Annotated in this window: 17 protein-coding genes and 1 other annotated feature; of the genes, 1 reads left to right on the top strand and 16 read right to left on the bottom strand. The window is 54.1% G+C overall.

From position 1 onward, the window contains the following. Nucleotides 1-229 precede the first annotated feature (229 nt). The 15 genes from L2731_RS14005 to hisG form a co-directional block, all read right to left on the bottom strand. Nucleotides 230-1,336 (bottom strand): phosphoribosylaminoimidazolesuccinocarboxamide synthase, encoded by a 1,107-nt coding sequence (locus tag L2731_RS14005; protein WP_249253756.1) that lies wholly within the window; start codon nucleotides 1,334-1,336, stop codon nucleotides 230-232. Nucleotides 1,337-1,565: 229 nt separating this feature from the next. Beyond that, nucleotides 1,566-2,252: a proprotein convertase P-domain-containing protein gene (locus tag L2731_RS14000; protein ID WP_249253754.1), complete on the bottom strand. Its 687-nt coding sequence runs from the start codon at nucleotides 2,250-2,252 to the stop codon at nucleotides 1,566-1,568. Between the two features lie 418 nt (nucleotides 2,253-2,670). Continuing rightward, on the bottom strand, nucleotides 2,671-6,051 hold the full coding sequence (locus tag L2731_RS13995) for a S8 family serine peptidase (RefSeq protein WP_249253752.1): 3,381 nt from the start codon (nucleotides 6,049-6,051) through the stop codon (nucleotides 2,671-2,673). A 739-nt stretch (nucleotides 6,052-6,790) separates the two neighbouring features. Continuing rightward, a complete protein-coding gene (locus L2731_RS13990; protein ID WP_249253902.1) occupies nucleotides 6,791-8,608 on the bottom strand; it encodes a S8 family serine peptidase in 1,818 nt (605 codons plus the stop codon). A 583-nt stretch (nucleotides 8,609-9,191) separates the two neighbouring features. Further along, nucleotides 9,192-11,447, bottom strand: a complete 2,256-nt coding sequence (locus L2731_RS13985; RefSeq protein ID WP_249253750.1) for a tetratricopeptide repeat protein — start codon at nucleotides 11,445-11,447, stop codon at nucleotides 9,192-9,194. A gap of 6 nt (nucleotides 11,448-11,453) precedes the next feature. Further along, complete coding sequence (locus L2731_RS13980) at nucleotides 11,454-12,194, bottom strand: response regulator (RefSeq protein ID WP_249253748.1); 741 nt, start codon at nucleotides 12,192-12,194, stop codon at nucleotides 11,454-11,456. 254 nt (nucleotides 12,195-12,448) lie between these two features. Further along, entirely contained in the window at nucleotides 12,449-13,378 is a 930-nt protein-coding gene (locus L2731_RS13975) for a GGDEF domain-containing protein (RefSeq protein WP_249253746.1), read from the bottom strand. A gap of 952 nt (nucleotides 13,379-14,330) precedes the next feature. Beyond that, nucleotides 14,331-14,951: a bifunctional phosphoribosyl-AMP cyclohydrolase/phosphoribosyl-ATP diphosphatase HisIE gene (gene hisIE / locus L2731_RS13970; RefSeq protein WP_249253744.1), complete on the bottom strand. Its 621-nt coding sequence runs from the start codon at nucleotides 14,949-14,951 to the stop codon at nucleotides 14,331-14,333. Nucleotides 14,952-14,979: 28 nt separating this feature from the next. Continuing rightward, nucleotides 14,980-15,753: an imidazole glycerol phosphate synthase subunit HisF gene (gene hisF / locus L2731_RS13965; RefSeq protein WP_249253742.1), complete on the bottom strand. Its 774-nt coding sequence runs from the start codon at nucleotides 15,751-15,753 to the stop codon at nucleotides 14,980-14,982. Continuing rightward, a complete protein-coding gene (gene hisA / locus L2731_RS13960; protein ID WP_249253740.1) occupies nucleotides 15,735-16,472 on the bottom strand; it encodes a 1-(5-phosphoribosyl)-5-[(5-phosphoribosylamino)methylideneamino]imidazole-4-carboxamide isomerase in 738 nt (245 codons plus the stop codon). The genes hisF and hisA overlap by 19 nt, the downstream gene beginning before the upstream one ends. Then, a complete protein-coding gene (gene hisH / locus L2731_RS13955) occupies nucleotides 16,469-17,170 on the bottom strand; it encodes an imidazole glycerol phosphate synthase subunit HisH (RefSeq protein ID WP_249253738.1) in 702 nt (233 codons plus the stop codon). The genes hisA and hisH overlap by 4 nt, the downstream gene beginning before the upstream one ends. After that, a complete protein-coding gene (gene hisB, locus L2731_RS13950; protein ID WP_249253900.1) occupies nucleotides 17,167-18,234 on the bottom strand; it encodes a bifunctional histidinol-phosphatase/imidazoleglycerol-phosphate dehydratase HisB in 1,068 nt (355 codons plus the stop codon). Before hisB ends, hisH begins: the two co-directional genes overlap by 4 nt. 79 nt (nucleotides 18,235-18,313) lie before the next feature. After that, nucleotides 18,314-19,399, bottom strand: coding sequence for a histidinol-phosphate transaminase (gene hisC / locus L2731_RS13945; protein ID WP_249253736.1), 1,086 nt, complete (start codon nucleotides 19,397-19,399; stop codon nucleotides 18,314-18,316). 1 nt (nucleotide 19,400) lies between these two features. Continuing rightward, entirely contained in the window at nucleotides 19,401-20,702 is a 1,302-nt protein-coding gene (gene hisD / locus L2731_RS13940; protein WP_249253898.1) for a histidinol dehydrogenase, read from the bottom strand. Between the two features lie 34 nt (nucleotides 20,703-20,736). Further along, nucleotides 20,737-21,636 (bottom strand): ATP phosphoribosyltransferase, encoded by a 900-nt coding sequence (gene hisG, locus L2731_RS13935; RefSeq protein WP_041511048.1) that lies wholly within the window; start codon nucleotides 21,634-21,636, stop codon nucleotides 20,737-20,739. Nucleotides 21,637-21,704: 68 nt separating this feature from the next. Continuing rightward, nucleotides 21,705-21,825, bottom strand: a sequence feature (His leader region). Nucleotides 21,826-22,118: 293 nt separating this feature from the next. Between hisG and yoaA the strand changes: the two genes are divergently transcribed. Then, nucleotides 22,119-24,140: a DNA repair helicase YoaA gene (gene yoaA / locus L2731_RS13930; protein ID WP_249253734.1), complete on the top strand. Its 2,022-nt coding sequence runs from the start codon at nucleotides 22,119-22,121 to the stop codon at nucleotides 24,138-24,140. A gap of 40 nt (nucleotides 24,141-24,180) precedes the next feature. Here yoaA and L2731_RS13925 read toward each other — a convergent pair whose 3' ends face one another. Then, complete coding sequence (locus tag L2731_RS13925) at nucleotides 24,181-25,482, bottom strand: NAD(P)/FAD-dependent oxidoreductase (protein ID WP_249253732.1); 1,302 nt, start codon at nucleotides 25,480-25,482, stop codon at nucleotides 24,181-24,183.

Below are 25,482 nucleotides of genomic sequence, written 5' to 3'. Positions count from 1 at the left end.
CTTAATCACTAATACAGCTATCACTGCGATAGAAGAGGCAAAGAGGCTGAGTACAAAAAAGCTAAGAACCTAAATTAAGAGCTTAAACTAGGAACTTAGATTAGGAACATAGAGTTAAGTACAATAACCAGGCAAGCGTAATAAAAAGGCCAGCGTCTCGTAAGCGCTGGCCTTATCTTTTATCAAACTTCGAGTTATCCCTGGCAAGCTTAGCCAGGCTGAGTATCGGTTATGCCTGGATCAGCTGGTACTCATCACGCAGGATGTCGATGATCTCCTGGCGAGGGTTCTCGCTCAGGTGAAGCTTCTCGCCAATAATGGTTTCGGCGATGCCAACGTAGGTGTTAGAGATATCCATCATCACCTCGGTCGGTAACTTGTTATCACGGGCGAGGGCAAAACGCTCAGGCATACGCTCCTTGTTTAGCAGGATATCGGGATCCGGGAAGTGGTTTAGCAGCCACTGTCTGAAGCCCTCTTTTGACTTCTCGATGATCTTGCCATTGCGACGTGCTTCGCCATCCCAGATGCGTGAAGAATCTGGGGTGCCCACTTCATCCATATAGATGAGTTTTTCCTGGCCGTTAGCATCGTTCACATAGCCAAACTCAAACTTAGTATCGACGAAGATCTGATCCTGCTCGGCCAAGGCCTCGCTGATCACCGCAAAGCCCTCTTTTAGCAGCTTCTCGTACAGGTCGATATCGTCCTTGCTGTGGAAGTTAAAGCCTTCTAGGTGGCGCTCTAGATCCGCACGTGAAACGTTGACGTCATCGGCTTCGGGGACACCCTCAAGGCCGGTTAAGACACCTTTGGTCGATGGGGTGATCAGCACTTCTTCCAGCTTCTGATCCTTCTCCAGTCCCTCAGGTAGGGTGATACCACAGAAGTCACGCTCGCCTTTGCTGTAGGCACGCCACATAGAACCTGTGATGTATTGTCTGGCAATTGCCTCGACCATCACGGGCTGGGCCTTTTGTACTATCCAGACGAAGGGGTGAGGCACATCCAAAATATGGCTGTCGGCCAGGCCCTTCTCTTTAAATAGTTTGAACCAATGATTTGAAATGGCGTTGAGCGCCGCCCCTTTGCCTGGGACGCCGTTGAGGCCGTTTTCGCCTTGCCAGATACAGTCAAAGGCGGAGATACGGTCGCTGATCACCATGATGGCCAGTGGCGTATCGGCAGGAACGTCATAACCTTTTTGCGCAATAAGACGTGCGCTGTCTTCGGCTGTCAACCAATAGACGCTGCGAACTTTACCCGAGTGTACCGGCTTGTCGGTGCGAATAGGCAGGTCGTCATTAACGGCTAAAACTTTGTTTGATTGATTCATAGGGTCTTATATTTTTATATGTAATGTTGGAGGAGGAAATTACGGCGAAATTGTAGCAGAACTGCCAATGGACAACAGCCTTTTCCGAGCATTTGTGGCAGTAAAAACAGTGTGTTCTGATAAGAGGATGATGACCGCAGGCAGGGGGCAAATTGCCCCCTATTTTATGTGGATTTAGCGGGGCAAATTACCCGTTAATCTACGTGGATTTTATGGGACTAAACCGCGACTAGTTAAGGTTCTTGGTTAAATCAGATGGAGATTGGGGGTCATAGCTTAAGATCTCCATCGTCCAGCCGTGCAAATAGCCTTGATCGCCCGATGCGCGATCTGTGATGTTCAGTGTCCAGTCGCCTTTGCTGGTTTCCCCCTCGAATTGCTTAAGGCGATAGTGGCAGGAGCTCGCTGTTGGCTCGTCTCGTTTATCTAGGGTGTGAGTAGTGCCAGAGGGTGAGGTGAGGGTGACCTGAAGATCGCTACGCCAGGGGTGATCTATCTCAACAATGAGGTTAATGCCATAGACTGTGCCTGTCTGGGGTACCTTGATGATGCTCTTTATGCCATGGGTATTGTGATCCGTTATGGTGATCTTCTGTGTGTTGTGATAGCTATGGGTTATGGTGTGGTTTGGTAGAAGCTCCAGGCTTACCGCCTGTTGGCGAACTTGTTTACCGTTTTTGGCCGTCGCCGTGATGGTAAACATGTAGTCGCCCGACTGGCAGTTAGGCGTCGTTGGCACACTGAGGCTAAAAGGCTCCCCGGCGATGATCGAACGGGTCGAAAGGCGTGCACTGGCCAGGGAAGACGCAAGGCTTAGGCTAATATCGCCCTGCCACTCCTGATCTGCTTGGGTATTAAAGTAATAAACTGCCGTCTCGCCAGCGGACCTGCGCTGGGCGCCGGTCTGTACCGTCATATTTAAATCGCCTGCCTTTGGAGCCTGAATAACCTCACTTAGGGATTTTTTATTAGTGGGTAAGGGGGAGGTGGGGCGAGTCTCTTCAGTATCCTTTCTCGTCAAGGATTGTTTTATATCTTCCAGCGCCAGGCCTGAATCTTGCGCCAGAGCGCTCATTGAATCGTCTGTTTGAACCTGGTAAACCAGTCTAAGCCGCTGTGACTCATAGGGCCGATAGGGTGTTATAAATTCGGCAGATGCCTGTGTGATGGTGCAAAGCAGCGCAATAAGTAGCGCAGAGCGTCTAGTGTTCACCTCTAATGCCTCAGGTGTTTGATAAAGAAATGATGGTTTCGGCCTTTATGCCGATAAGGTTTAGCTAATGTCAGATGATAAAAAAGGGAAGGGCCAAAACGGCACCTTCCCCCCGAGTTACTTAGTTCTTTTTGGTGTTACCTTTTGACTTATTGGTCGGAACAATAGTCAATTCATAAGAACAGTTGTCTGTGCCAGTTTCACATACTTGGTAGGTGAAGCTAGTAGCCGTTGAGCTAAAGCGGTCGGTGTAACTAGACTTACGTTCACCGGCTTTCAACAGAGTACCGTCACGATAGACATCAAGGTTCATCTTGCTAGGCGTCGTCCAGTTCAGTGAAACGGTGACGCGATCACCACTTACTGTTGCACTGCCGTCCAGTATGATGGTTGGCTCTGGTACAGGCTCAGTCACAGTGACGTCTTTTGTGATTGAGTGCGTCGCACCGTCGTCATCGCTTACTGTTAGGGTGACTGTGTAAGTCCCCGCGGCTGCGTAGCTGTGTGAAGGGTTAGCTAGGGTTGAGCTAGCGCCGTCACCGAAGTCCCAAGACCAGGTTGTTACCGCACCGTCAGTGTCGCCACTTAGGTCAGAGAACTGCACGTCAAGGTCGTTTACTGTGAAGCCGAAGTCAGCAGCAGGGGCTTCGTTAGCAGGTGCATCTACCACCGTGAAGCTGACCTGTGCCTGGTCGAACGCGTCTTGCGAGTCGGTCGCCACTGCTGTCACTATGTGGTCACCAGCACTTAGCGAGTTAGTGCTGAACAGGGCACCTTCACCGATTAGGCCGTTGAAGTTATCGTACCACTTGATGCCAGCGCTCAGGTTACCGTCTTCGGCGTCAGTTGCCGTTCCGTCGAAGGTGATGCTGTCGCCTAGGTTGAAGCTAGAACCACCCATAGGTGCATTGATAGTCATCACAGGCGCTGTGTTTTCAGCAGGAGGTGGAAGTACCGCGTCGCCGTTTGATACCGAGATGCTCCAGTTGTTCAGTACGCCGTTCATTGTGTAGCTTGACGTATCTTCAACAAACAGACGCCATGTACCCATGCTCGACTCACCTGCGAACTCAACTGGGTTAAAGGTCTTAACCAGATCTTTGTTCCAGAATTGACGCCAGGTGACCAGTTTAACCATGGTCCCAGTTGGAGACTGTAGCCATACGTTCAGGTATTGAACCGATTCGAACGAGATATCAACATTGACTTCAATCGCATCGATAGCAACGCCGGTAGGCAGGTCGATTTCAGTGAATACCTTACCGCCCATCTCAGGCATAGCGATTGCCGTGTTGTTTGCACCGCTTACCGTAGTGTTAGCTTCAGCAACCGACAGCTTAACAGTTTCTGTGCTGGCCTGGCCTGCAGAATCAGTAGAGGTTGCCGTGATGACGTGGTCGCCTACAGATAGGTTAGACTTAGTGAAGGTCGCGCCGTTACCGATCACGCCGTCGATGCTTGACGTCCAAACGATGTCAGCGGTCAGGTCGCCGTCTTCGGTGTCGTTAGCGCTTGCGCTGAAGCTAACGGTTTCACCGGTCAGGTACGCACCTTGGTTAGCAGGTGTCACTATCTGTACGTTTGGTGCGAAGTCTGTGCCGGCAGAAGGTGCGCCTGTCAGTTTCAGTGACCAGTTGTTGATAGCACCCGTATCGCCAGCAACTTCATCAACGACTTTCAGTGTCCATTCGCCCAGTGCGTTGTCCAACTCGTATTCGGTAGGAATAAAGTTGCCAACCAGGCCGGTGCCGTTGCCGCCGGCACGGTCGTGCAGAACAACTTCTTCACCGCTTGGTGAAATAACAGACACAACCATGTCAGATGCCCAAGCGTGTGTGATGTCAACAAACACTTCTACCTGAGTCAGCGTCATGTCGTAAGGAACATTGATGCTGCTGGTTGCTGGGTTTGAAGGATCGTCATCGCTGATAGGCACGATTTCGTTGCTGGTCAGCATAGTAGAAACAGTACCTTGAGGCCATACTTTCAGCTCCAGGTTGATGTTTTTAGAAACGCTGCCGTCGGTGGCGTTGACTGTCATGTTGTACGTACCAGGTGCAGTTTGCTCTGTCGTATTGATAGTCATGGTGTTAGTGGTGTCGCCTGCAACCGGGTTTTGAGCGAACATGACGTCTGCGTTAAGCTCAGGAACGCTGGTCAGGCTCATAGTCGCGGTGCCGTTGAAACCGCCCGCTGCAACTAGGTCGATAGCGTAAGCCTGGCTGTCGCCTTGGTTGATGGTTGATTTAGTTGGCGTTGCTTCCATGAAGAAAGAAGGGCCCGCACCGCCTGAATCGATCAGGGCGTTGGCAACGTTCAGACGCTTACCTGAGATGGTTTTGCCTTCCAAAGCCGCAAGCGTATCACCCGTATTCATTAGTACACTTTTTAGCTGTGACGTGGTCAGGTTCGGGTTACCCGCAAGGATCAGGGCTGCAGCGCCGGCTACGTGAGGTGTGGCCATTGAAGTACCGCTGAAAGTGTCGTAGCTGTTGTTAGGCGTCGTTGACAGGATGAATGAACCCGGTGCAGCCAGGTGAACCAGTTGGTCGCCGTAGTTAGAGAAACCAGACAGGTTGTCGGCGTTGTCGGTAGAAGCTACTGCTACTACGTTAGGTACATCGTAACCGGCTGGATAGAAACCGCCGTTGTCGATGTCGGCCGAGTCATTGCCCGCTGCCGCGACGAATAGCATGTCGGCATTGTTAGCCGCCGTGATAGCGTCTTTAAGCGTCTGAGTGAAACCACCGCCACCCCAGCTGTTGTTCAGTACGCGTACGTTAACGCCTGCGTTTTTCAGGCCAACCATATAGTCGATACATTGTACGCCGTCGGCCAGGGTACCGCCGCCTGAACCCAGGAAGCTACAACCTACCATGTTGGTTTGCCAGTTGACACCGGCAACACCCAGGGCGTTGTTACCTTTGGCACCGATAGTGCCAGATACGTGAGTACCGTGAGCACCGGTGTCAGACGGGTTACCGTTATCCAGGATGGCTGAGATACCGTGGATATCATCGATATAACCGTTACCGTCGTCATCGATACCGTTGCCGGCGATTTCATTCGGGTTGGTCCAGATGTTGTCAGCCAGATCTGGGTGGTTGAAGTCGAAACCAGTATCGATAACACCAACAACGACAGAAGAATCACCGATCACATAGTCCCAGGCGGTTTCCGCTTGGATCTTCTGCATGCCGTACAGGCTTGAGTAAGAAGTGTCGTTAGGCACTGCAGTCGTGTGTACTATGTAGTTAGGCTCTGCATATTCGATCAGTGGGTGGTTCTTAAGGCTTGCCAATACTGCATCAACTTTACGGCCTTGACCCAGTTCAAGTACCGCCAGGCGGCCATTAGCTATGTTGCGCAGGCGGTCATCTACGCCGTCGTTGTTCTTATCTTTGAAAGATACGCCAAGATTACGAGTAAGCTCTTTACGATCCTTTTTAGCTACTTTTTGTTTGAACTTAACGATAACAGATTGTTGATCGTATTCAGGCATAGCTTTGAGCGGTGCTTTTGATACGGCCAGCGCTACAGGGCTTAAGCCCGTTAATAGTGATGCACCTAATAAGGTTGTGAGCAGTTTGGTAGATGATTTCTTTGGTGTAGTCATCAACTGATCTCCTGTTGTTATTAAATTTGTAAGTACTCAGTGTTGTTGCACCCAGTTACTTATGAGGTCTTAAATCGGCTATATCGCATACAGTTGTGTGCCATATGTATACAGTTATATATGCGGATATGATTTAGATCAACATTTATTTAGCTTAATTGTCACAAAATGTACACTTTTGTTAATAAATGTATGTAGTTTGATGGTCTTAATGTGGACTAAGCCTGTGATTCCTGGCGGGAAAATGATGGGCTAGCCAATAGGGTATCGGCTTGCTTGTTATATGCCTGGTTGTTTACACACCTGAACTTGCCGGGGCTTATAGCTGTATGGGCTTATAGCTGAAGGAGTTGGATAGTGATAGGCGACAGTCTACGAAAGGGCTTGGCAGATACAGAAGCCTAGCAGTTATAGAAGCCCGGCAGTTATAGATGCTTAGCCGTTACAGAACCCTAGTCGTTATATAGATGAATACAGGCGTACCGCGCGATGCTACACGCGGCACGCCTGTGTGAAGGGCAGAGGGTTCTGCCCTGATACTGACTCAGTTGCCTGAGTGTTCTCTAGTGCCAGTCGTTAAACGGTACTCATTGTTAGAGAGTACCCGTCGTTAAACGATACTGGGTTAGAAGGCAACAGACTGAGTCTCGGTACAGATCTGGCTGTTCTCTTCACAGGCCTTGTAGGTGAAGCTGCCACTGACCTTACGGCCGAAGGTATCTTCATAGCTAGTACTGGCTGCAACCGTGGCAATTTTCACGTCGTCGCGATACAGGTCGACTCTAGGGGTTGAGGCGGCCTGTGTCGTCAAGGTAACCGTGTGTTTGCCGCGGGCAAAGCCGTAGTCGGCGGTGAGACTAAAGGTTCCCGGAGATGTATCCTGGCCACTACAGCCATGGTTTTGCAGGTAGTCATAGGCAGCTTTCGCCTTAACGATACCATAGCCGAAATACTCGTCGTGGCCTGGTGCACCTTGATCTTCTGCCGTCGCTTTCAGCACCTGGCGGATCTCACTACCGGTACACTCGGGGAAGTTTGACCATACCAAGGCGGCGACGCCCGATACGGCGGGAGTCGCCATCGAAGTGCCGCTCATGTAGCCGTAGTCGGATGCGGTGATGGCGACAGAGGCCGTGGTTGCCTCCATGAATGCGGTGCGATCGGCCAGATCGGCACCAACGGCGGGTATGCTCGTGGTGTTGCTCTCGCCAAGGGTGCCGTACAACATGCCGTCGACATTATTGATGATGACGGCTCCTATACCACCGGAAGCCTCACAGTTAGCGACCTTATCATGGAAAGAGATGTTCCCGCGATCGATCACACACAGCTTCCCGTTGGCGGCAGCATCCGGGGTTTCCGCCGTGCCCATGAAGTAGGTGGCACCACTGGCAGTGCCAAGGTTTTCCATGGCGGCGGTATCGTAATACTGACTGTCGGCCTGGAGGCTGGCCATGGTTGCCATGTCAGCCGGGTAGGTGGATAGGGTCTGTACGCCACCTGCGGTGATCTCGACACAGGTCGTTTCATCCGTGGTTGCTCGCTTGCCACGGCCGCTGGTACAGCTAGGGAATTGTGAGAAACTGGCGATATTGTTGTCGGCATCGTTAGCGCCGACCATCAGCACAGAGGGGTAGGCCGCTGGATAGGAGCGGGCGTTGTTGCCATCGTTGCCCGCCGCGGCAACCACGAGTCCGCCCGCCTGGGTAAAGGCTTCAAAGGCTTTAGACTCTATGCTGTTGGCGCCACCGCCACCCAGACTCATGCTGATAATATTGGCGCCGGCCTGGCTACATAGATCAGTCGCATGGGCCAGATCCGAAGAGTAGGCCCAGCCGCTGGCGGTGAAGACCTTGATGATGTGCATGTCGACACCGGGCGCCATACCGACGACACCAATGTCATTATCGGCGGCGCCTATCGTGCCAGCGACGTGTGTTCCGTGGGGACCACCATTGACATCCCAATCGCCGGTACCCGAGTCATAGTCCCCCGTGATCCCGTCCCAGTTGAAATCTGTATTCGATCTATCTAGCCCCGAGTCTATGATGCAGACCTTAGTGCCGTTACCAGCAACGAAATCGACCTGATCGGCCTGAGATTGATAGACGGCGTAGGGGGTCAGTTGCTTGACCATAGGATCGCCCGCATCATCCTGATAGAGTGACAGTAGGCGACGGCGCTGATCCTCTTCGACCAGGCGTACGTGGGGATTGTTGAGTAGCCCCTTAACCTTTGCAAGATCTCGCTCGGGAAATTCCGCGGCGAAGAAGCCATTGCCGTCGACTTTTATGTCGGCACCGGATTTTACCGCCAAGGCCTTGATCATACCTTTATGCTGGTTATCTACCTGGATGACGTAGCGGTTATCTTCGGCATAACTTTGTGCCGCTACGCCTAGGGTCAACATGGCGATCATGCTGGCGAGTTTGTTCATTTTCATCTTCATTTTATGACTCCACGCGATGCCTGGGGCATGTCATATTTATCCTCTTGCAAGTCTGGCCCGAGTCCTGTGCGCAGGCATAAACATGTCGATTCCGAGGGCGTCGCGTTGTTGGTTTATTTGATCTCGGCTTGAGCTAGGCTCACCGCCCTGCTGTTTTCTTAGGCTGGCTCAGCCCTGGCTACAACAGACACGATATATACATTTATATACAAACACATTCATTTGATCAAATTTTATTTAACAAGTGTAGAACATTTTTTAAACCTGCCTCTGGCCGGGATTAAGCTGACCTTAATTACTAAGCTACTTGGGGAGGGCGCAGAATGACGATCGGGTATCACTTGTTTAAGGTCAGAACGATAAAGTAAACAGTGGCTTAAGCCATGATTGTTTTCAGAGTGAAAACAGTAAAGGTGAGTGAGAGCTGAAGATGTGGTAGCAGTTCGTGTGAGAGTAGTAGATGTGGCAGTAGAAGGTATGGAAGTGAGTGATGAGAGTGTGAGATGTGAGCGTAACAAGAATGAGTGGCGCCGTGCCTTCTGCCTATGGCACGGCAAGCCAAAGTAGGGCGACAGTATTACTTGCTCTGCTGGTTTTTTGTGGTGAGCGGGCAGGAGAGGCATAACCTGGCACCGCCCAGAGGGGATGAGGAGATCGTTAGGCTGCCGCCATGTGCCTCACATATTTTCTTGGCGAGTGCCAGGCCGAGCCCGACACCGCCAGAGTCTCGACATCGACTCTGATCTAGCCTGACAAAGGGCTCAAAGACCCGCTCTCTCTGCTCGAGTGGGATGCCTGGTCCATCGTCTTCTATGATAATGGCAATGGCGGTCTTTTCCTGTTTTAGGGTGATCACTATCTGTCTGGTGGCAAAGCGCGCGGCGTTGCGAATGATATTGGAAAAGGCGCGGCCGAGCTGGATACTGTCGGCGCTCACCAGCCACTCTCGGTTTCTGTCGACCTTCAGGGTAAAGTCTTTGTCTGGGTACAGGCCGGTATGGGCGTCGATCTGCTCGCTGAGTACCTTAACCAGGTTGACCTGGGAGAGATGCAGTGGCCTTGATTTGTTTTCTATCTGTATGAAATCCAAAGCCTCTTTGATCAAGTTCTCCAGTTCACTCAGGCCGGTATTGATGTTTTCGCTTAGTCTGGGTTCTCTGTCGCCGATAACTTTTTCCTCTAGCATATCGAATGCAAACTGCACCCTGGCAAGGGGCGATCTAAATTCATGGGCGACGGCCTGAATTAACTCACGTTGTGACTTGATGTTTTGGTTGAGCGAGGCGTTGATCTTGCGTTGATGATGGCGATTGACCAGTAGAAGTATGATCACGAACAACACGGTAAGGCCGGCGAGCCATACATTACGTTGGTATCTGTGCTGGGCCAGCTGTGTTCTTTGTAGTGCCTGATCCGCTTGTAGCAGCTTTATCTGTTGCTCGTGTTGCTCTGCCTCAAAGTGGCTGAGAAGGAAGGCCAATCTCTGGTCACTTTCTGAGTTAAACATCTCATCGTTGACCTGTTTAAAGGCTTCCAGACTCAGTAATGCCTCCTGGGGCTTGGCTAAATTTTTATAGAGCCGATAGCGAAACTCATGGATATCTCGAATGATGAGCATATCCTGTACCTGTTGCGCATGGCTCAAGGCCACTTCACTCAGGGCCAGTGCCTGGTCACTGTTGCCGTTTAGCTGTTCTACCTTAGCGCGGGTGAGCAGGCCGTAGGCATTGAGTGTCACTATGCCGAGTTTATCGGCCTGTTCCAGCCCTAGGGTAACCTGTTGCTCGGCAAGGGCGCCATTGTCCAGCGCTATGTAGGCATTGGCGAGTTCTATGTTGACCCTTGCCTCCAGTGCCGTGTCTTGGATCGCCTGGGCCATGGTCAAGGCTTGCTGATATTGATGCAGGGCCGATTCGAATTGTTGTTTTTGCTGATGAACCATACCCAGGTTGTTGTGGATCTCGGCAATGCCCTGCTTATCCTCCAGAGACTCGTAATACCCCAGGGAACGCTGCAGATAGGCCAGCGCCTGGTCATAGTCTTTGAGGTAAAAGTAAGTCAGGCCTATGTTGCCGAGGATCTGCGCCAGGCCCGGAAGATCGTTGAGTTTCTCGCGGATCTTGCGCGACTGTAATTGGTAATCTAGCGCGAGGCTGTAGTTACCACTGGTTCCATACATGTTGGCGATGTTGTTGAGTGATACGGCAATGCTCTTCTCGTCACCCAGTTCCTTCTGTATGTTGTAGGCGCGCAAAAAGTAGGAGAGTGCTTTCTCGGGTTGCCCCAGGGTCTGGTAGATGATCGCCATATAGTTAGTGGTATTGGCGATACCCCTATGGTTTTCTTCCTGTTTGGCAATCTCCAACGCCTGTTCAAAGGTCTTTAGTGCGGTCAGATAGTCGGCTTTACGCCAGTAGATGATTCCCTGCATCGTCTGCGCGGTGTAGAGGCCGTTAGTGTCCTGATTGGCCTTGGCGAGGCGCTTGCTTTCATCGGTTCGCTGCTGAGCCTTGTCGTACTGGCTTAGGGAGACATGCACCCATGCCATGTTATTCAGTACCACAATTTTGCGGCTATCGTCTGGCCAGCGCGAAAAGAGCGCCAGCGCCTGCTCGCCATATTGCAAACTCTTCTGTGGGTCGTTGTCGCGGTAATGTTTGACCAGTGCGGTTAAGACCTCCCCCCGATCTCGCTCGGCGATGAGTTGCAGATCTCGCTCCTGTTGGCTCAGATCTGCCGTTTCCTTGGGCGGCTGAGTACTCACAGCAATGCCGGCCAGCGTCGAGGTGATCAGCACGGCTAGCAACCAGAGGACGAGGGGCTTTATACGCATCCGATATTAATCCCCGACAAACAGATAGCCCTTGCCGTGGATAGTCTTGATGCGGCTGGCGTGGCTGGGGTCATCACCGAGTTTACGGCGAATGCGAGAGATGCGCAGATCTATGGTGCGATGTGAGCTCTCATAACCCAGGTCGCCAAAATAATCGGAAATGAAATCCCGGTCGCAGATCTCGCCCGCTCTGCTGGCCAGTAACCAGAGGAGTTCAAATTCGGCGGTGGTCAGCTCAACATCTTCGCCATGCTGTTGCACTCTTTGATACTTCTTGTCTATGTCCAGTCCATCAAACGCGATGACATCATCGTTTTTGCTCGGTAGTTTGGTGAACTTTTCTTCGACAAGGGGCTCGGGTTTACGTCTGAGTAGTGCCCTGACGCGAGCCAATAGCACCCGGGAGCGAACGGGTTTGGCGAGGTAGTCATCGGCGCCTGTCTCCAGGCCGGCCACCTCATCTATGTCATTGTTGAGGGCGGTCAGCATCAGAATAGGGCCGTTGTAACAGCCGCTCAGCCCAGGATGTCCATGGCGCACCGCACGGCAGATGGACAGGCCATCCATATCCGGTAGCATCACATCTAAGATCACCAGCATTGGCTGTTCATTGATGATGCACTCGACCGCTTTGGCGCCGTTATGTTCTATCTTTGTCTGGTAGCCGTTCATTTCGAGAAAATCGGCAACCAAGAGCGCCAGGTCTGCATCGTCATCGACGATCAGTATCCAGTTATTTTGCTTCACGATAGTCCTCTGAGTGTTGCAATACTGTAAAGGAGTTATTGCCGATTATTATATATCACTTTTGTATTCTAATGTATGTTTATGTATATAAAAGATCTATTTGTCTGTAACTGAGGCATAAAAACTGTCTAGGTGGGTGAAGACGTCAATTGTGAGACGGGGAGTGATGAGGGTAAAGCGAGGGTAAAGCGAGGGGAAAACGAGGATAAAGCAAGCTGGTATGGGCGGCGTCCCTGCCTGAATGGCTGGCCCTGTTAGGCGGTTTTGCGGTAGTAAGATCTGCTCGAGATCTTGGTGAACTTTTCTATGCTGTCGGGATGCAGGTGTACCTCGTCCGGTATGGCCTGAGTCTCCTGGGCGCGGTAGCTAAACCAGGTATTGCGAGAGCTCGTCTTGGCTGCATAGAGTGCCATGTCGGCGAGGTGGATCACCTGCTCCCAGCTTATCTTGTCAGCTTGCGTCACCGAAAAGGGGTAGGGGGCTGCGCCAACGGAGGCGGTGAGCCGAATGGCACCCTGATGCTCTATACCAAACTCCATGGTTTCTATGGCTAGACGAATTTTCTCCGCCAGTCTATCTATCTGCTGACGATCGACAAAGCGTGCCACCACCAGAAACTCTTCTCCGCCCCAGCGCACCACATAATCATAATTGCGAAATAGGGTGTTCAATCGCTGTGCCACCTGAGTTAGCACATGGTCGCCAACCAGATGGCCATAGGTGTCGTTGATGGGTTTGAAATGATCTATATCGACGATAAAGGCAAGCATATCGGCCTTGACGGGGGCCTGCCCCATTTCTCTGGCGGCATCGTAGGCGCGCTTCACCCGGTTGACGTCCTGGTCGATGACCTCTTCGATGAAATGCCGATTCTTTATGCCGGTTAGCGGATCTTTCTGGCTCATCTCGTGCAGTCGTTTGTTTTCAAGCGCCAATGCCTGGGTGCGCTCATCGATCTTTTGTTCCAGGCGTGTGGCCGAATATGTAACGGCCTGCTTATATAGCCGGTGCATGAGATAGGCTAGCGCGACGATGGCGAATAGGCAGGCGAACAGATAGTTAAGCGTCAGTGCCGGTCTCTGTTCGTGGAGACTGGCTAGCCATGAGGAGGTTAAGCCTGTGCCTCTGTTATGACTCAATGCTGTATTCGATGCGATCGAACCGTCGTCTTTTCGTCCCGCCATCGAAGGCGCATAACTTACTAAGGGTGAAAGGCCCTGGGCGGCATTTGTCTCAAGCCCTGGTAACATGGCCGATGCTTGGTTGAAGGGGGCAGCCAGCAGCTGCGCCTGACCCGTTGCCGAATAGGCCTGTAGCGGAAAAGATAACGATAGGGTTAGGCAGCACGCTAAGCATGTGCCACGTCCTAGTGGATAGTGTCGAGAACGCCTGACCATAAAGGGATACCTCTAGTTTAAACACACGCTTTGGGGCACTTAATCTGGCAAGGCTGTAACAAAAAGGTATATGTAACGCTATTTTGTTACATCCTGTATTCATATGTATACGGATGTATATTATGTTGCTTAGGCCAATTTTGCAACACTGGTCTTAAGAAACACACATATTGACGAGTGCAAAGGGCGATAAATGCTGGTAGGCGTGCAGGGTTTGCGTCTTGCTAATAGTGATACCATGCTCGATCTGCATAGGCATAGGCATAGGCATAGGCATAGGCATAGGCATAGGCATAGGACTAGTATGAGGAAATAGGTTTAAGCAGAGGAAAACAAAAATTGATGAAAGGGAGCAAGGCACAGGGCACAGGGCACAGGGCAGTTACTTGGTGCTTAGCTATCAATGGAACTAAGGGGCATTTTGGGTAGTAAGGGCGCGGCATGCACCGCTCCCATCTTTGGGTATAGAGGCCGTGGCTGTGTTCAGGGCCAGTGTTCAGGGCTAGTGTTCAGGGCTAGTGTTCAGGACTTTTGCTCAGGGCTTGAGCTCTGGGCTTACGCCCAGATCCCCGACCTTAGAGCTTGTGCCCAGATCCCAGACCTCATAGCTTGTGTCCTGCGCCCAGTAGGCAGTTTGGTTTTAGGCCAACTAATGCTTTGGTATTGACGGTATTGGCTTAGCGGCTGATACCTTTAGTCAATACAGCCAGTCAATCCAGTCAGCCCGAACCGTCCTAGTCTATTTTTCTGCTGCGCTGTGGCGCTTAAGCAGGTTAGCCGTGATATCAGATAGACTGAGCTCCTGATCTTCTAGTAGTACCAGCAGGTGATAGATAAGATCTGAGGCTTCGTTCACCAGTTCCTCCTTGTCATGGGTGGCGGCCGCCAGGGCAGTCTCCAGTCCCTCCTCGCCAACCTTCTGGGCGATGCGTTTGGTGCCTCGCTCAAACAGGTGAGCCGTGTAGCTGCTCTTGGCGTCTTGCCCCTTGCGTGAGGCGATCAGGGTCGCCAGATTGTCGATAAAGGGGTGCGCCTCGCCATCGGGCCAGCAACTCTCCCGCTCCAGGTGACAGGTGGGGCCATTAGGGATCACCTGCAGCAGCAGGCTGTCGTTGTCACAGTCACTGTCGATGGCGATGAGATCCAGCGTATTGCCTGATGTCTCACCCTTGGTCCACAGCCGCTGTTTGCTGCGACTAAAGAAGGTGACCTTGCCGCTGGTGAGTGTCTGAGCCAGTGCGGTCTTGTCCATATACCCCAGCATCAGTACCTTACCCGTGAGGTGGTTTTGTACCACGGCAGGTAGCAGGCCTTGCTGTTTTTCCCAGTCCAAATTATTGAAATCTTCTAGGTTTTTCATCTTTATTCCTTGGGCAGATTAAGGGCGATTACAGCCGCATCTGGATGTCGTTATCGCGCAGGTAACGCTTCAATGCCTGAATGTCGATAATGCCTTTGTGAAACACGCTGGCGGCCAGGGCGGCATCGACGCCGGCCTGTGCAAACACCTCAAGAAAGTGCGCCATGGTGCCGGCACCGCCCGAGGCGATAAGCGGCACGTCGCAGATGGCGCGCACCATGGCAAGCTGCTTGATGTCATATCCCTGGCGGACACCATCCTGGTTCATAACATTAAGCACTATCTCGCCGCAGCCGCGCTTTTGCACCTCTTCCACCCAGTCCTGGGTATACCACTGGGTATCTTTGGTCGCCGCCTCGTCGCCGGTAAACTGCTTTACCTTGTAGCTGTCGGTATCTGCGTCATAGTAGGAGTCTATGCCGATCACTATGCACTGGCGGCCAAATTCATCCTGCAGGCGATCGATAAGGCTAGGATCGCTCAGCGCCGGTGAGTTGATGGAGATCTTATCGGCGCCGAACGCCAGCTTCTCACGTGCCTGCTCGATACTCTTGATGCCGCCGGCGACGCAGAAGGGGATGTCTATCTGCTCTGCGACTCGGCTGACCCAGCTCTTATCGACCACTCTGTCGTGGGCACTGGCGGTGATGTCATAAAACACCAGCTCGTCGGCGCCCTCAAGGGCGTATCGTGCGGCAAGGGGCACTATGTCGCCGACGATCTCATGGTTACGAAATTGCACGCCCTTGACGACCTTGCCGTCTCTGACATCCAGGCAGGGCACTATGCGTTTGGCCAGCATGCGATCGCCTCCTCTACGTTAAAGTTATTGATGAGCAGCGCCTTGCCTATGATGATGCCGCTGGCGCCGCTGTCACGCACGGCGCTCACATCATCTAGGGTGGCGATGCCGCCCGAGGCCTGCCACTGGATCTCTGGGTAGCGCTCGGCAATTTCTTGATAAAGCGCCGTATTACTGCCTTGCAGGGTGCCGTCACGGCTGATGTCTGTCACCAGCGCGTGTTTGAGGCCATAGGGGGCGAAGGTGGCGACCAGAGATTCCAGTGTCTTGCCACCGCCGCTCTGCCAGCCAGAGACGGCGACTATCTTCTCGCCCGCCTGGTTGATGTTGACATCCAGTGCTAGGCAGATGGCATCGCTGTCATAGGTCTTGAGCCAGCCCTGTACCAACTCGGGCTGCTTGACCGCGAGAGAGCCTATTACCACCCGCTTGACGCCGAGTGCTAACAGCTCTTTGACCTGGGATTCGCTGCGAATGCCGCCGCCGACCTGTATGTTGGCATCGAGGTTGTCGACCAGCTCGCCGATGAGCCGGGTCTGCCGTCTGTCAGGGTCTTTGGCGCCGGTCAGATCGACGATATGCAGCCAGGTCGCGCCCTGAGCCTGATAGCGCTGTAGCTGCGCCAGTGGGCTGAGTTCAAAGGTGGTCTGCAGGGCGTAATCGCCCTGGTAGAGACGTACCACCTGTCCCTCGATGAGATCGATCGCTGGGATGATCATAGGGCGTTCTCCTTGGCAAAGCTGTCGCTAGTCATTCTCATAAAGTTTTTCAAGATAGTGGCGCCCACGCCAGCGCTCTTTTCGGGATGAAACTGCACGCCCATAAAGTTGTCTTTGGCGATGGCGGCGCTAAAGCCCTCGCCATATTCACTCTTGGCGATGGTGAAGTCCCCAAGTGGCGCGCGGTAGCTGTGAACAAAGTAGACGTAGCTCCCCTCGGCAACGCCGGCAAACAGCGGGTGCTGGCTCGGGCTTATCTGATTCCAGCCCATGTGAGGCAGGGGCAGGCCCTTTGAATCGAGCCGCTCGATATTGGTGTCGATCAGCCCCAGACACTCACAGTCTTGGCTAGTATTCTCGTAACTATTCCCGTAACTATTCCCGTAACTTAAGCCACCGCGTTCCTGTGAGGCCTTGGTCAGCATCTGCATGCCGAGGCAGACGCCAAGCACTGGCTGGGTCAGGCCACATATGGTGTCGATAAGGGCTTTATCCTTAAGCGCCTGCATGGCGGCCTTGGCGGTACCGACGCCCGGCAATACCACGCGGGTGGCGGCCTTGATCTTGGCGATATCATCGCTCACCTCCACGTCGGCGCCGATACGCTCGAAGGCGTAGCGCACCGAGCTTAAGTTGGCGCAGCCGGTATCTATGATGATAGTGGAGCCGTTGCTAGCCTTAGTTTCCTGGCTTGTCATAGCACCCCCTTGCTCGATGGCAAGGCGTCGCCTTCGACCTTTACCGCCTGGCGCAGGGTACGGCCAAAGACCTTAAACAGGCTCTCGACCTTGTGGTGATCGTTGTCCCCCTGAGTGGAGAGGTGCAGCGTACAGCGCAGGCCATCGGCCAGAGAGCGGAAGAAGTGCGGCACCATCTCGGTGGCCATCTCGCCCACCATCTCGCGCTCGAACTGCCCCTCAAACTTGATGAAGGGGCGACCTGACAGGTCCAGCAGGCAGCTGGCGCTGGCTTCATCCATGGGGATGCTAAAGCCGAAACGGGCGATGCCGCGCTTATCCCCTAGGGCTTGTCTGAGCGCATCGCCTATGGCCAGCGCCGTGTCTTCCACACTGTGGTGATCGTCGATCTCAAGGTCGCCATCGACACTGACGTCCAGCCTGAAGTTACCGTGGGTGGCGATTTGGTCCAGCATGTGGTCGAAGAAACCTATGCCGGTATCGATACTGCTCTTTAGCTCACTGTCGAGATCGACCGTGACCTTGATATCGGTTTCCTTGGTAGTGCGCACCACGGTCGCCACGCGATTGCCGCCAAGGAGCTCCTCGGCGATGGCGTCCCAGTTCATGCTATCGCGATTGTACCGTATCCCCTTAATGCCCATGGCGTCGGCCAGGCCCAGATCGGTTTCCCTGTCGCCAATTACCGCCGATTGGGTAAAGTCCACCCGCCCTTCGGTGAGATAGGCCTTAACCAGGCCGAGCTTCGGCTTGCGGCAGCTACAGTTTTCATCGTCAAAGTGAGGGCAGATAAGCACCTCATCAAACTCGACGCCCTGACTGTTGAAGATCTGCATCATCATATCCTGGGGCGCATCGAAGTCATCCTTGGGGAAGGAGGGGGTGCCCAGGCCATCTTGGTTGCTGACCATCACCAGGCGATAGCCCGCGCCCTGCAGCTTGAGCAGCGCTGGGATCACCTGAGGCTCAAACACCAGCTTAGCCAGACTGTCGACCTGCTTGTCGGTAACGGGTTCTTCTATTAGTGTGCCATCGCGGTCGATAAAGAGGATTTTCTGTTTCATCATGCTTCTACCTTAAATCTGCTTCTACCTTAAATCTGCTTCTATCTTGAATTTTGTTTTAATTGAGTCGTTTGTCTGGTTAGGGTCTTTGGCTGAGCAGCGCGAGTAGGGCATCTGTCTGCTCATCACTGGTAAAGCTGAAACGTATGGCATCGGCAAGCACCGGGTCTTTATAAGCCCGGGCAACCACACCCGCCTGTTTGAGACGCGCCTGCATCTCACCGACGCTTATCTCATTTGCCTGATCAAAATAGGCCAGCACGAAGTTGCCAAAGGCGGGCAGCACCCTGGCGCCTGCAGCCGTTAATGCCGCTGCGAGCCTTTCACCGTTGGCTTTAAGGGTGTCGACCTGGGTCTGCATTCGCTCAATTCCCTCGGTGCTTAAGGCTTCGATTGCCAGCTTGGCCACCGGCAGCGGCACTGGATAGGGGGCGATCACCCGCATCACCATCTCGATGACCTCAGGGTTTGCCAGCATGAAGCCGCAGCGGGCACCTGCCAGGGCGAAGGCCTTGGACAGGGTGCGCAGCACCACCAGGTTGTCGTACTTATCTAGCAGGCTTGCCACGCTGTAGTCTGGGCAAAACTCGATATAGGCTTCATCCACCACTACCAAGGTATCTGGCAGGCTGCGGATCACCGCCTCTATGGCATCGGGCTCAATCACAGTGCCGGTCGGGTTGTTGGGGTTGCAGATAAACACCAGCTTGGCATCGCCGACCTGGCTCGGCAGATCCTGGGGCAGCTGATAGGTTGCATCTAGGCGCAGGGCGTTGACATCGATATTAAAGGTCTGCGCGCTGATGGCATACATGCCATAGGTGGGGCCGAAGCAGGCGATGGTGTCATGGCCCGGGATGCAGAAGGTGCGGATAAGCAGCTCTATGGCCTCATCGGCGCCGCGACTGGTGAGTACCTGTCGGCTCGACAGCCCGGCATAGTCGGCATAGCGCTGGATAAGCTCGGGCGGCTGACACTCGGGGTAGCGGTTTAAACCTACTAACTCGCTGTTATTAAAGGGTGACTCGTTGGCATTTATCCAAATTTGTCCCTCACCGCCGATACGGCGCGCCGACTGATAGGGCTCGAGGGATAATAGTTCGGGTCTGGCGAGACGCTCGGCGAGCGATGCCGCGTTAACACTCATCTTGGCTTCTACACTCATCTTATTTCTCCTCGCCCGTTAGCGTGGCAAGTCGTACGGCGACGGCATTTCTGTGGGCGTCCAGCAGCTCGGCGCTGGCCAGGGTCATCACGCACTCGCCCAGTCCCTGTAGCCCCTGGGCGCTGAGTTCCTGCACGGTGAAGCGGCGGCTAAAGTCTGCCAGCGACAAACTGGAGACGGCGCGGCTATAGCCATAGGTGGGTAGCACGTGGTTGGTGCCGCTGGCGTAGTCGCCTACCGACTCCGGGGTATAGGCGCCGAGAAATACCGAGCCGGCGGCGCGGATTTTGCTCAGCACTTCACGGGGGGCGCGGGTCTGAATGATCAGGTGCTCTGGGCCATAACGATTAGAGACCTCGGCGGCCTGGGCCATATCGGCGACCATCAGGGTGCGACTGGCGCTGAGGGCCTGAGTGGCTATCTCGGCCCTGGGCAGCCTGGCCAGTTGCTCGCTAAGGCTTAAATTAACGGCGTCGGCCAGTGTCTGGCTATCTGTCACCAGCATCACCTGAGAATCTGGACCGTGCTCCGCCTGTGAAAGCAGATCGGCGGCGATGAAGTCGGGGTTGGCGTCGCCATCAGCTATCACCAACACCTCAGAAGGGCCGGCGGGCATGTCTATGCTGACCACGCAGCGACTGTCCTGAGCCACCAGGCGCTTGGCCTCGGTGACATAGCGATTGCCGGGGCCGAAGATCTTGTCAACCGCTGGCACAGATTCTGTCCCCAGCGCTAAGGCCGCGATCGCCTGAGCACCACCGACCTGATAGATATCCGTGATGCCACAAGCCTTGGCGGCGTAGACGATGGCATCATTAATGGGCGGGGGACTGACCAACACTCGCTGCTGACAACCGGCGATCTTAGCTGGCAGCGCCAGCATGAGCACGGTGGAGATCAGCGGCGCGCTGCCACCAGGAATATAGAGGCCGACCTTTTCGATAGGCTCGCTGCGCAGTTCACAGCGCACCCCGGCTTGGGTCTCAAGATCAATTCCCTTAAAGGCCTGCGCCTGGTGAAAGGTCTCTATGTTGGCCTTGGCCTGCTCGATGGCGGCCTTGATTTGGCCATCGACTCGCATGCTGGCGGCCTCGATGGCCTGGTCACTCATGCGCAGGGCGTCGAGCTCCACCCTGTCGAACGACCGAGAGAAGGCTTTTAGCGCGGCGTCGCCCTGGCTGGCGACTGTGTCGATAATATCTTTGACCTGCTGCTCAAGATTGGCATCGCCAATCAGCGGCGAGCGTGACAGGGCTTGGCATCTGGCCTGGTCATCTAGCGCCTGCCAGTCGAGGCGCTGCATCAGTGTGGCTGTGATGGTGCTTGTGGTCATGGCGTTATCCCATCATCTTTTCGATTGGCATCACCAGGATGGAGCTGGCGCCGAGCTGAGTCAGGGCCTCCATGGTATCCCAGAAGAGATCTTCGCTGCTGACGGCGTGGATGGCCACACGATTGGTGTCATCGTTCAGCGGCAGTACGGTAGGGTTCTCGGCGCCTGGGAGCAGGGCGACTATCTGATCCAGCGTCTCGGTGGGGGCGTGTAGCAGGATATACTTGCTCTCCTTGGCGCGCACCACCCCGTTGATGCGAGAGAGGATCTTGTTGATCAGAGCCTGCTTGGTCTCACTCTGCTCCTGGGTGGATTGGATGATGCACGCCATGGAGCGGTAGATAACCTCTGTCTCATACAGGCCGTTGGCTTCTAGGGTCGCGCCGGTAGAGACCAGATCGCAGATGCCATCGGCCAGTCCTGCGCGGGGGGCAACCTCCACCGAGCCCTTAAGCATACAGTCGCGGTAGTTGATGCCCTTCTCCTGCATGAAGCGGCGTAGCAGGTTAGGGTAGGAGGTGGCAATGCGTAGGCCTTCTAGTGAGGCGGCATCTTGGTAGGCAAACTCGGTCGGTACCGCCAGCGATAGGCGACAGGCACCAAAGTCGAGCTGGCGCAGCTTGATGCAATCGCTTGGCTTACCCATAGTTTGGCGCTCTATCTGCTCCTCTTCGAGGACGTTCTCGCCTATGATGCCAAGATCAACCACGCCATCCATCACCAGGCCAGGAATATCGTCGTCGCGTACTCGCAAGAGGTCGATGGGCATGTTGTCAGAGTGGGCGATGAGGCGCTGTTCGTTGACGTTAAACTTAACGCCGCAGCTCTTGAGTAGCTTCTGTGATTCTTTAGACAGGCGGCCGGACTTTTGAATGGCGATGCGTAATCGATTTGACTCTGACATAGGATGATTCCTCATTTGTTGATTCAGTAAACTTGTTTAAATCGTTTTAAAACAAAATCTTAAGCTAGAAACTAAAAACCCCCGGAATTCCTTCCAGGGGTTTTAGATCGCTTTTGAATCAACCGCCAGAAGGAAATAGTCCTCCGGCAGTAAGCATCCGAAGGCTACCGCATATGATGGTGATGATGGATAGTATTCAAACGCTGTGTCATGTTCTGTCTTCTCTCGCAGTGCGTAATTTGGGGCGTCAGTTCGCCCTGAGTTGTATTTAAACTAATCAAGTTTGCATGAGTATGCAAGCGCTAATTTAAGCGGGGTGAAAATTCTTCAACTTGATGCTTTGTTGAGCACTCTTAATTCAATCTGAGTTTCAATCTGAGTCTTGATCTTAGTCTAAGCCGTAAGCGGCAGCGTTTGGTTCATTTAGGGCAGCGGCTAGCCGATGGTTCAAGTCCCTTGTGCTGGCTAAGAAAATCCGCATAATGCCAGGATGTCATTTTAAACATCAACGATTAACCATCAGCCATTCATTGAACAAACGACTGACTCAGGATGTACAACAGGTATTTGCCCCCGATGGCAGCTTAAGCCGTCATATCAAGGGCTATAGCTGTCGCGTTCAGCAGCAGACGATGGCCACTCGAGTCAGCGAGACGCTGCAAAAGGGCGATAACCTAGTGGTCGAGGCGGGCACGGGCGTGGGCAAGACCTATGCCTATCTGGTACCGGCGCTGCTAAGCGGCAAGCAGATCATCGTCAGTACCGGCAGTAAAAACCTGCAAGAGCAGCTATTTTTCAAAGACTTACCTGCGCTACTCAATATTCTCGGCATAAGGCCCAAGGTCGCCTTGCTCAAGGGGCGCAGTAACTACCTGTGTCAGCACCTGATGGCGAAGCAACTCAGCGGCGTCGAGGTGACCGACGGCAAGATCTTAGACGATCTGCTGCGTATCGATCAGTGGGCCAGCCAGACGGTGGATGGCGATATCGGTAGCCTCTACGCCGTGCCGGAAAACTCACCGGCGATCCCGCTGGTGGTGAGCAGTAAGGAGTCCTGCATAGGTAAGGCCTGCGATCACTATGAGGCCTGCTTTACCCGCAAGGCCCGCTCCAAGGCGCTGGACGCCAAGATCATAGTGGTGAACCATCATCTGTTCTTCGCCGATCGCATCCTGAAGGAGACGGGCTTTGCCGAACTGCTGCCCGATAGCGACGTGGTGATATTCGATGAGGCGCACTTGTTGCCCGATATTGCCGTGACCTATTTCGGTCAGCAGCTTAGCTTCAAGAGTCTTGTTCGCCTGCTTGAGCGTTTTAACGAACTCTATCGCACCCAGATGGCCGACTCGCCGCAGATTGGCGCTATGACCGCTCGCTGCCACACCCAGCTGCTACACTGGCAGGGGCTGTTGTTTGCCAGCGAGGAGCGTGACTGGCGCCGCCTGCTTGGCGATAAGGCCCTGATGGAGGCGGCCTGGTCGCTGGTCTCCGAACTGACCGCCTATCGCACCATGTTGCTGGGTTACCTTGGTCGCAATGAGGCCTTTGACGATGGGGTCGAAAAGTTTGATGCGCTGCTCAGCAAATTAACCGTTTTTATTCAATGTGATAACCCAGACAGTGCCTACAGCATAGAATATGGTTATCAGTACCTGACGCTGCGGATCGCCCCCATCAAGGTCGCCAAAGAGTGTCAGTCTTTGTTCAGTCCTGATGTCAGCTGGATCTTTACCTCGGCCACCCTGCAGATCAACCGGGATCTGTCGCTGTTTACCAAGGCGCTGGGGTTGGATAAGACCAGTGCTAATACCAACCGCGGCACTAACAGCAGCACTCACACCACCACTCACACCACCATTTTGGACAGTCCCTTCGATTATGCCCGCCAATCCCTGTTTTGTGTGCCGCGCCATCTGGCTACGGTCACCAGCCAGGAACGGGCAGCCAGGCAGCTGGTGGAGGTGGCCGTGAAGGCGATAAACGCCGCCAAGGGCCGGACCTTCATGCTGTTCACCAGCCATCGCATGCTCAATCTGGTGGCGGTGATGTTACAGGGGCGGGTCGACTATCCGCTCCTGGTGCAGGGGCAGGCGGGCAAGCAGACCCTTTTGAAGAAATACCGACAGTTGGGTAACGCCGTGCTGCTTGGCACGGGCGCCTTCTGGGAAGGGGTGGACGTGCGCGGTAAGCTGCTGAGCTGCGTCATCATCGACAAGCTACCCTTCGTCTCGCCGGACGATAACCTCTACAAGGCCAGAGCCGACGGGGTGCAGCGTGAGGGCAAAGATCCCTTCATGGAACTCTCCTTGCCCCAGGCGGTGATCTCTCTCAACCAGGGCGTCGGCCGTCTGATTCGGGATGAGAAAGACAGGGGCGTGTTGATCCTCTGCGACAACCGCATCGTCAATCGCCCCTATGGTCAGGCCTTTATCAACTCGCTACCGCACATGCATCGCACTCGGGATCTCTATAGGGCGGTGAGCTTCCTGCAACAGATCGACTAGGGACAGCCAAGGCGAGCCGAGTTGTCCCTGGCTTAAGCTGCTAGTGCAGCTTCATCCTTGGGCGCACCACACGCATCATCTTCTCTACCAACCAGAGGGCGAAGGTCTTGGCGACGCCATGAATCGCCTTCTGGTGCATGCGATAGAGGGAGATATACATGAAGCGGGCGATCTTACCCTCGACGAACATGCTGTCTTTGGTGAGGTTGCCCATCAGGCTGCCCACTGTGCTGAAGCGTGATAGATTTACCAGTGAGCCGTGGTCCACATATGCATATTCGCTCAGGCTGAGCCCCTTGAGATCATTGAGAATGTTGCGCTCGACACACTGGGCCATCTGATGCGCCGACTGCGCCCTTGGCGGCACGAAACTGCCGTCTGGCTGCTCACAGGCGCAGCAATCGCCGATCACATAGAGATCGTCGTGGCCCTGGGCCTGCAGGGTGGGCCGTACCAGGATCTGATTGGCACGGTTAAGGTTAAGCCCCTCTATCTGCTTGATAAAGTCTGGCGCCTTGACCCCGGCCGCCCACAGCATCAGGTTGGCGGCGATCAGCTCATTTTCCGCCGTGACAAAGCCCTTGGAGGTCGCCTCTTCGATGCGGGTGTTTTGTCGTACCGACACGCCGAGTTTAGTGAGTTCGCGAGTGGCCGAGGCGGCGATGCGCTCGGGCAGGGCGGGGAGAATTCTTGGGCCTGCCTCGATCAGTGTGATACTCAGTCTATCGGCGGTCATCTTACTCAGACCATAGCTCTTGAGCAGATCGGTCACATGGTAGAGCTCGGCGGATAGCTCCACCCCGGTAGCGCCGCCCCCGACGATGGCGATGTTAAGCTTTTGCTGCTCGTCCGATTGATGCATGCGGGTGAAGCTGTCGAGCAGGGCGTTGTGAAAGCGGTTCGCCTGGTGGTGGGAGTCGAGAAAGAAGCAGTGCTCCTTCACGCCCGGGGTGCCAAAGTCGTTGCTGACACTACCAACGGCCAGTACTAGGGTGTCATATTCGAGCTCCCTGGCGGGCAATAGTGCCTCGCCTTTGTCGTTACTGATGGCGCCAAGCTGCAAACGTTTGCCCTTAAGATCCAGCCCGGAAAGCTCGCCCAATTGAAACTGGTAGCCATGTTTAACCGCATGGGCCGAGTAGACCACGCCGTCGAGGTCGGCATCGAGGGAGCCAGTGGCTACCTCATGGAGCAGGGGCTTCCAGATATGCGTGCGGTTCTTGTCTATCAGCAGGATCTCGGCTTTCTGCTTCTTGCCCAACTTGTGTCCCAGTTGGGTGGCCAGGCCGAGTCCGCCGGCGCCGCCGCCCACAATGACGATTCTTGGGATCTTTGCACTCAT

Origin of the sequence: Shewanella aquimarina, from assembly GCF_023349185.1 — a bacterium.
In the GTDB taxonomy this organism is placed as follows: domain Bacteria; phylum Pseudomonadota; class Gammaproteobacteria; order Enterobacterales; family Shewanellaceae; genus Shewanella; species Shewanella aquimarina.
Note: the sequence above shows the minus strand (reverse complement) of the source record. Positions and strands in the feature narration are given on the sequence as shown.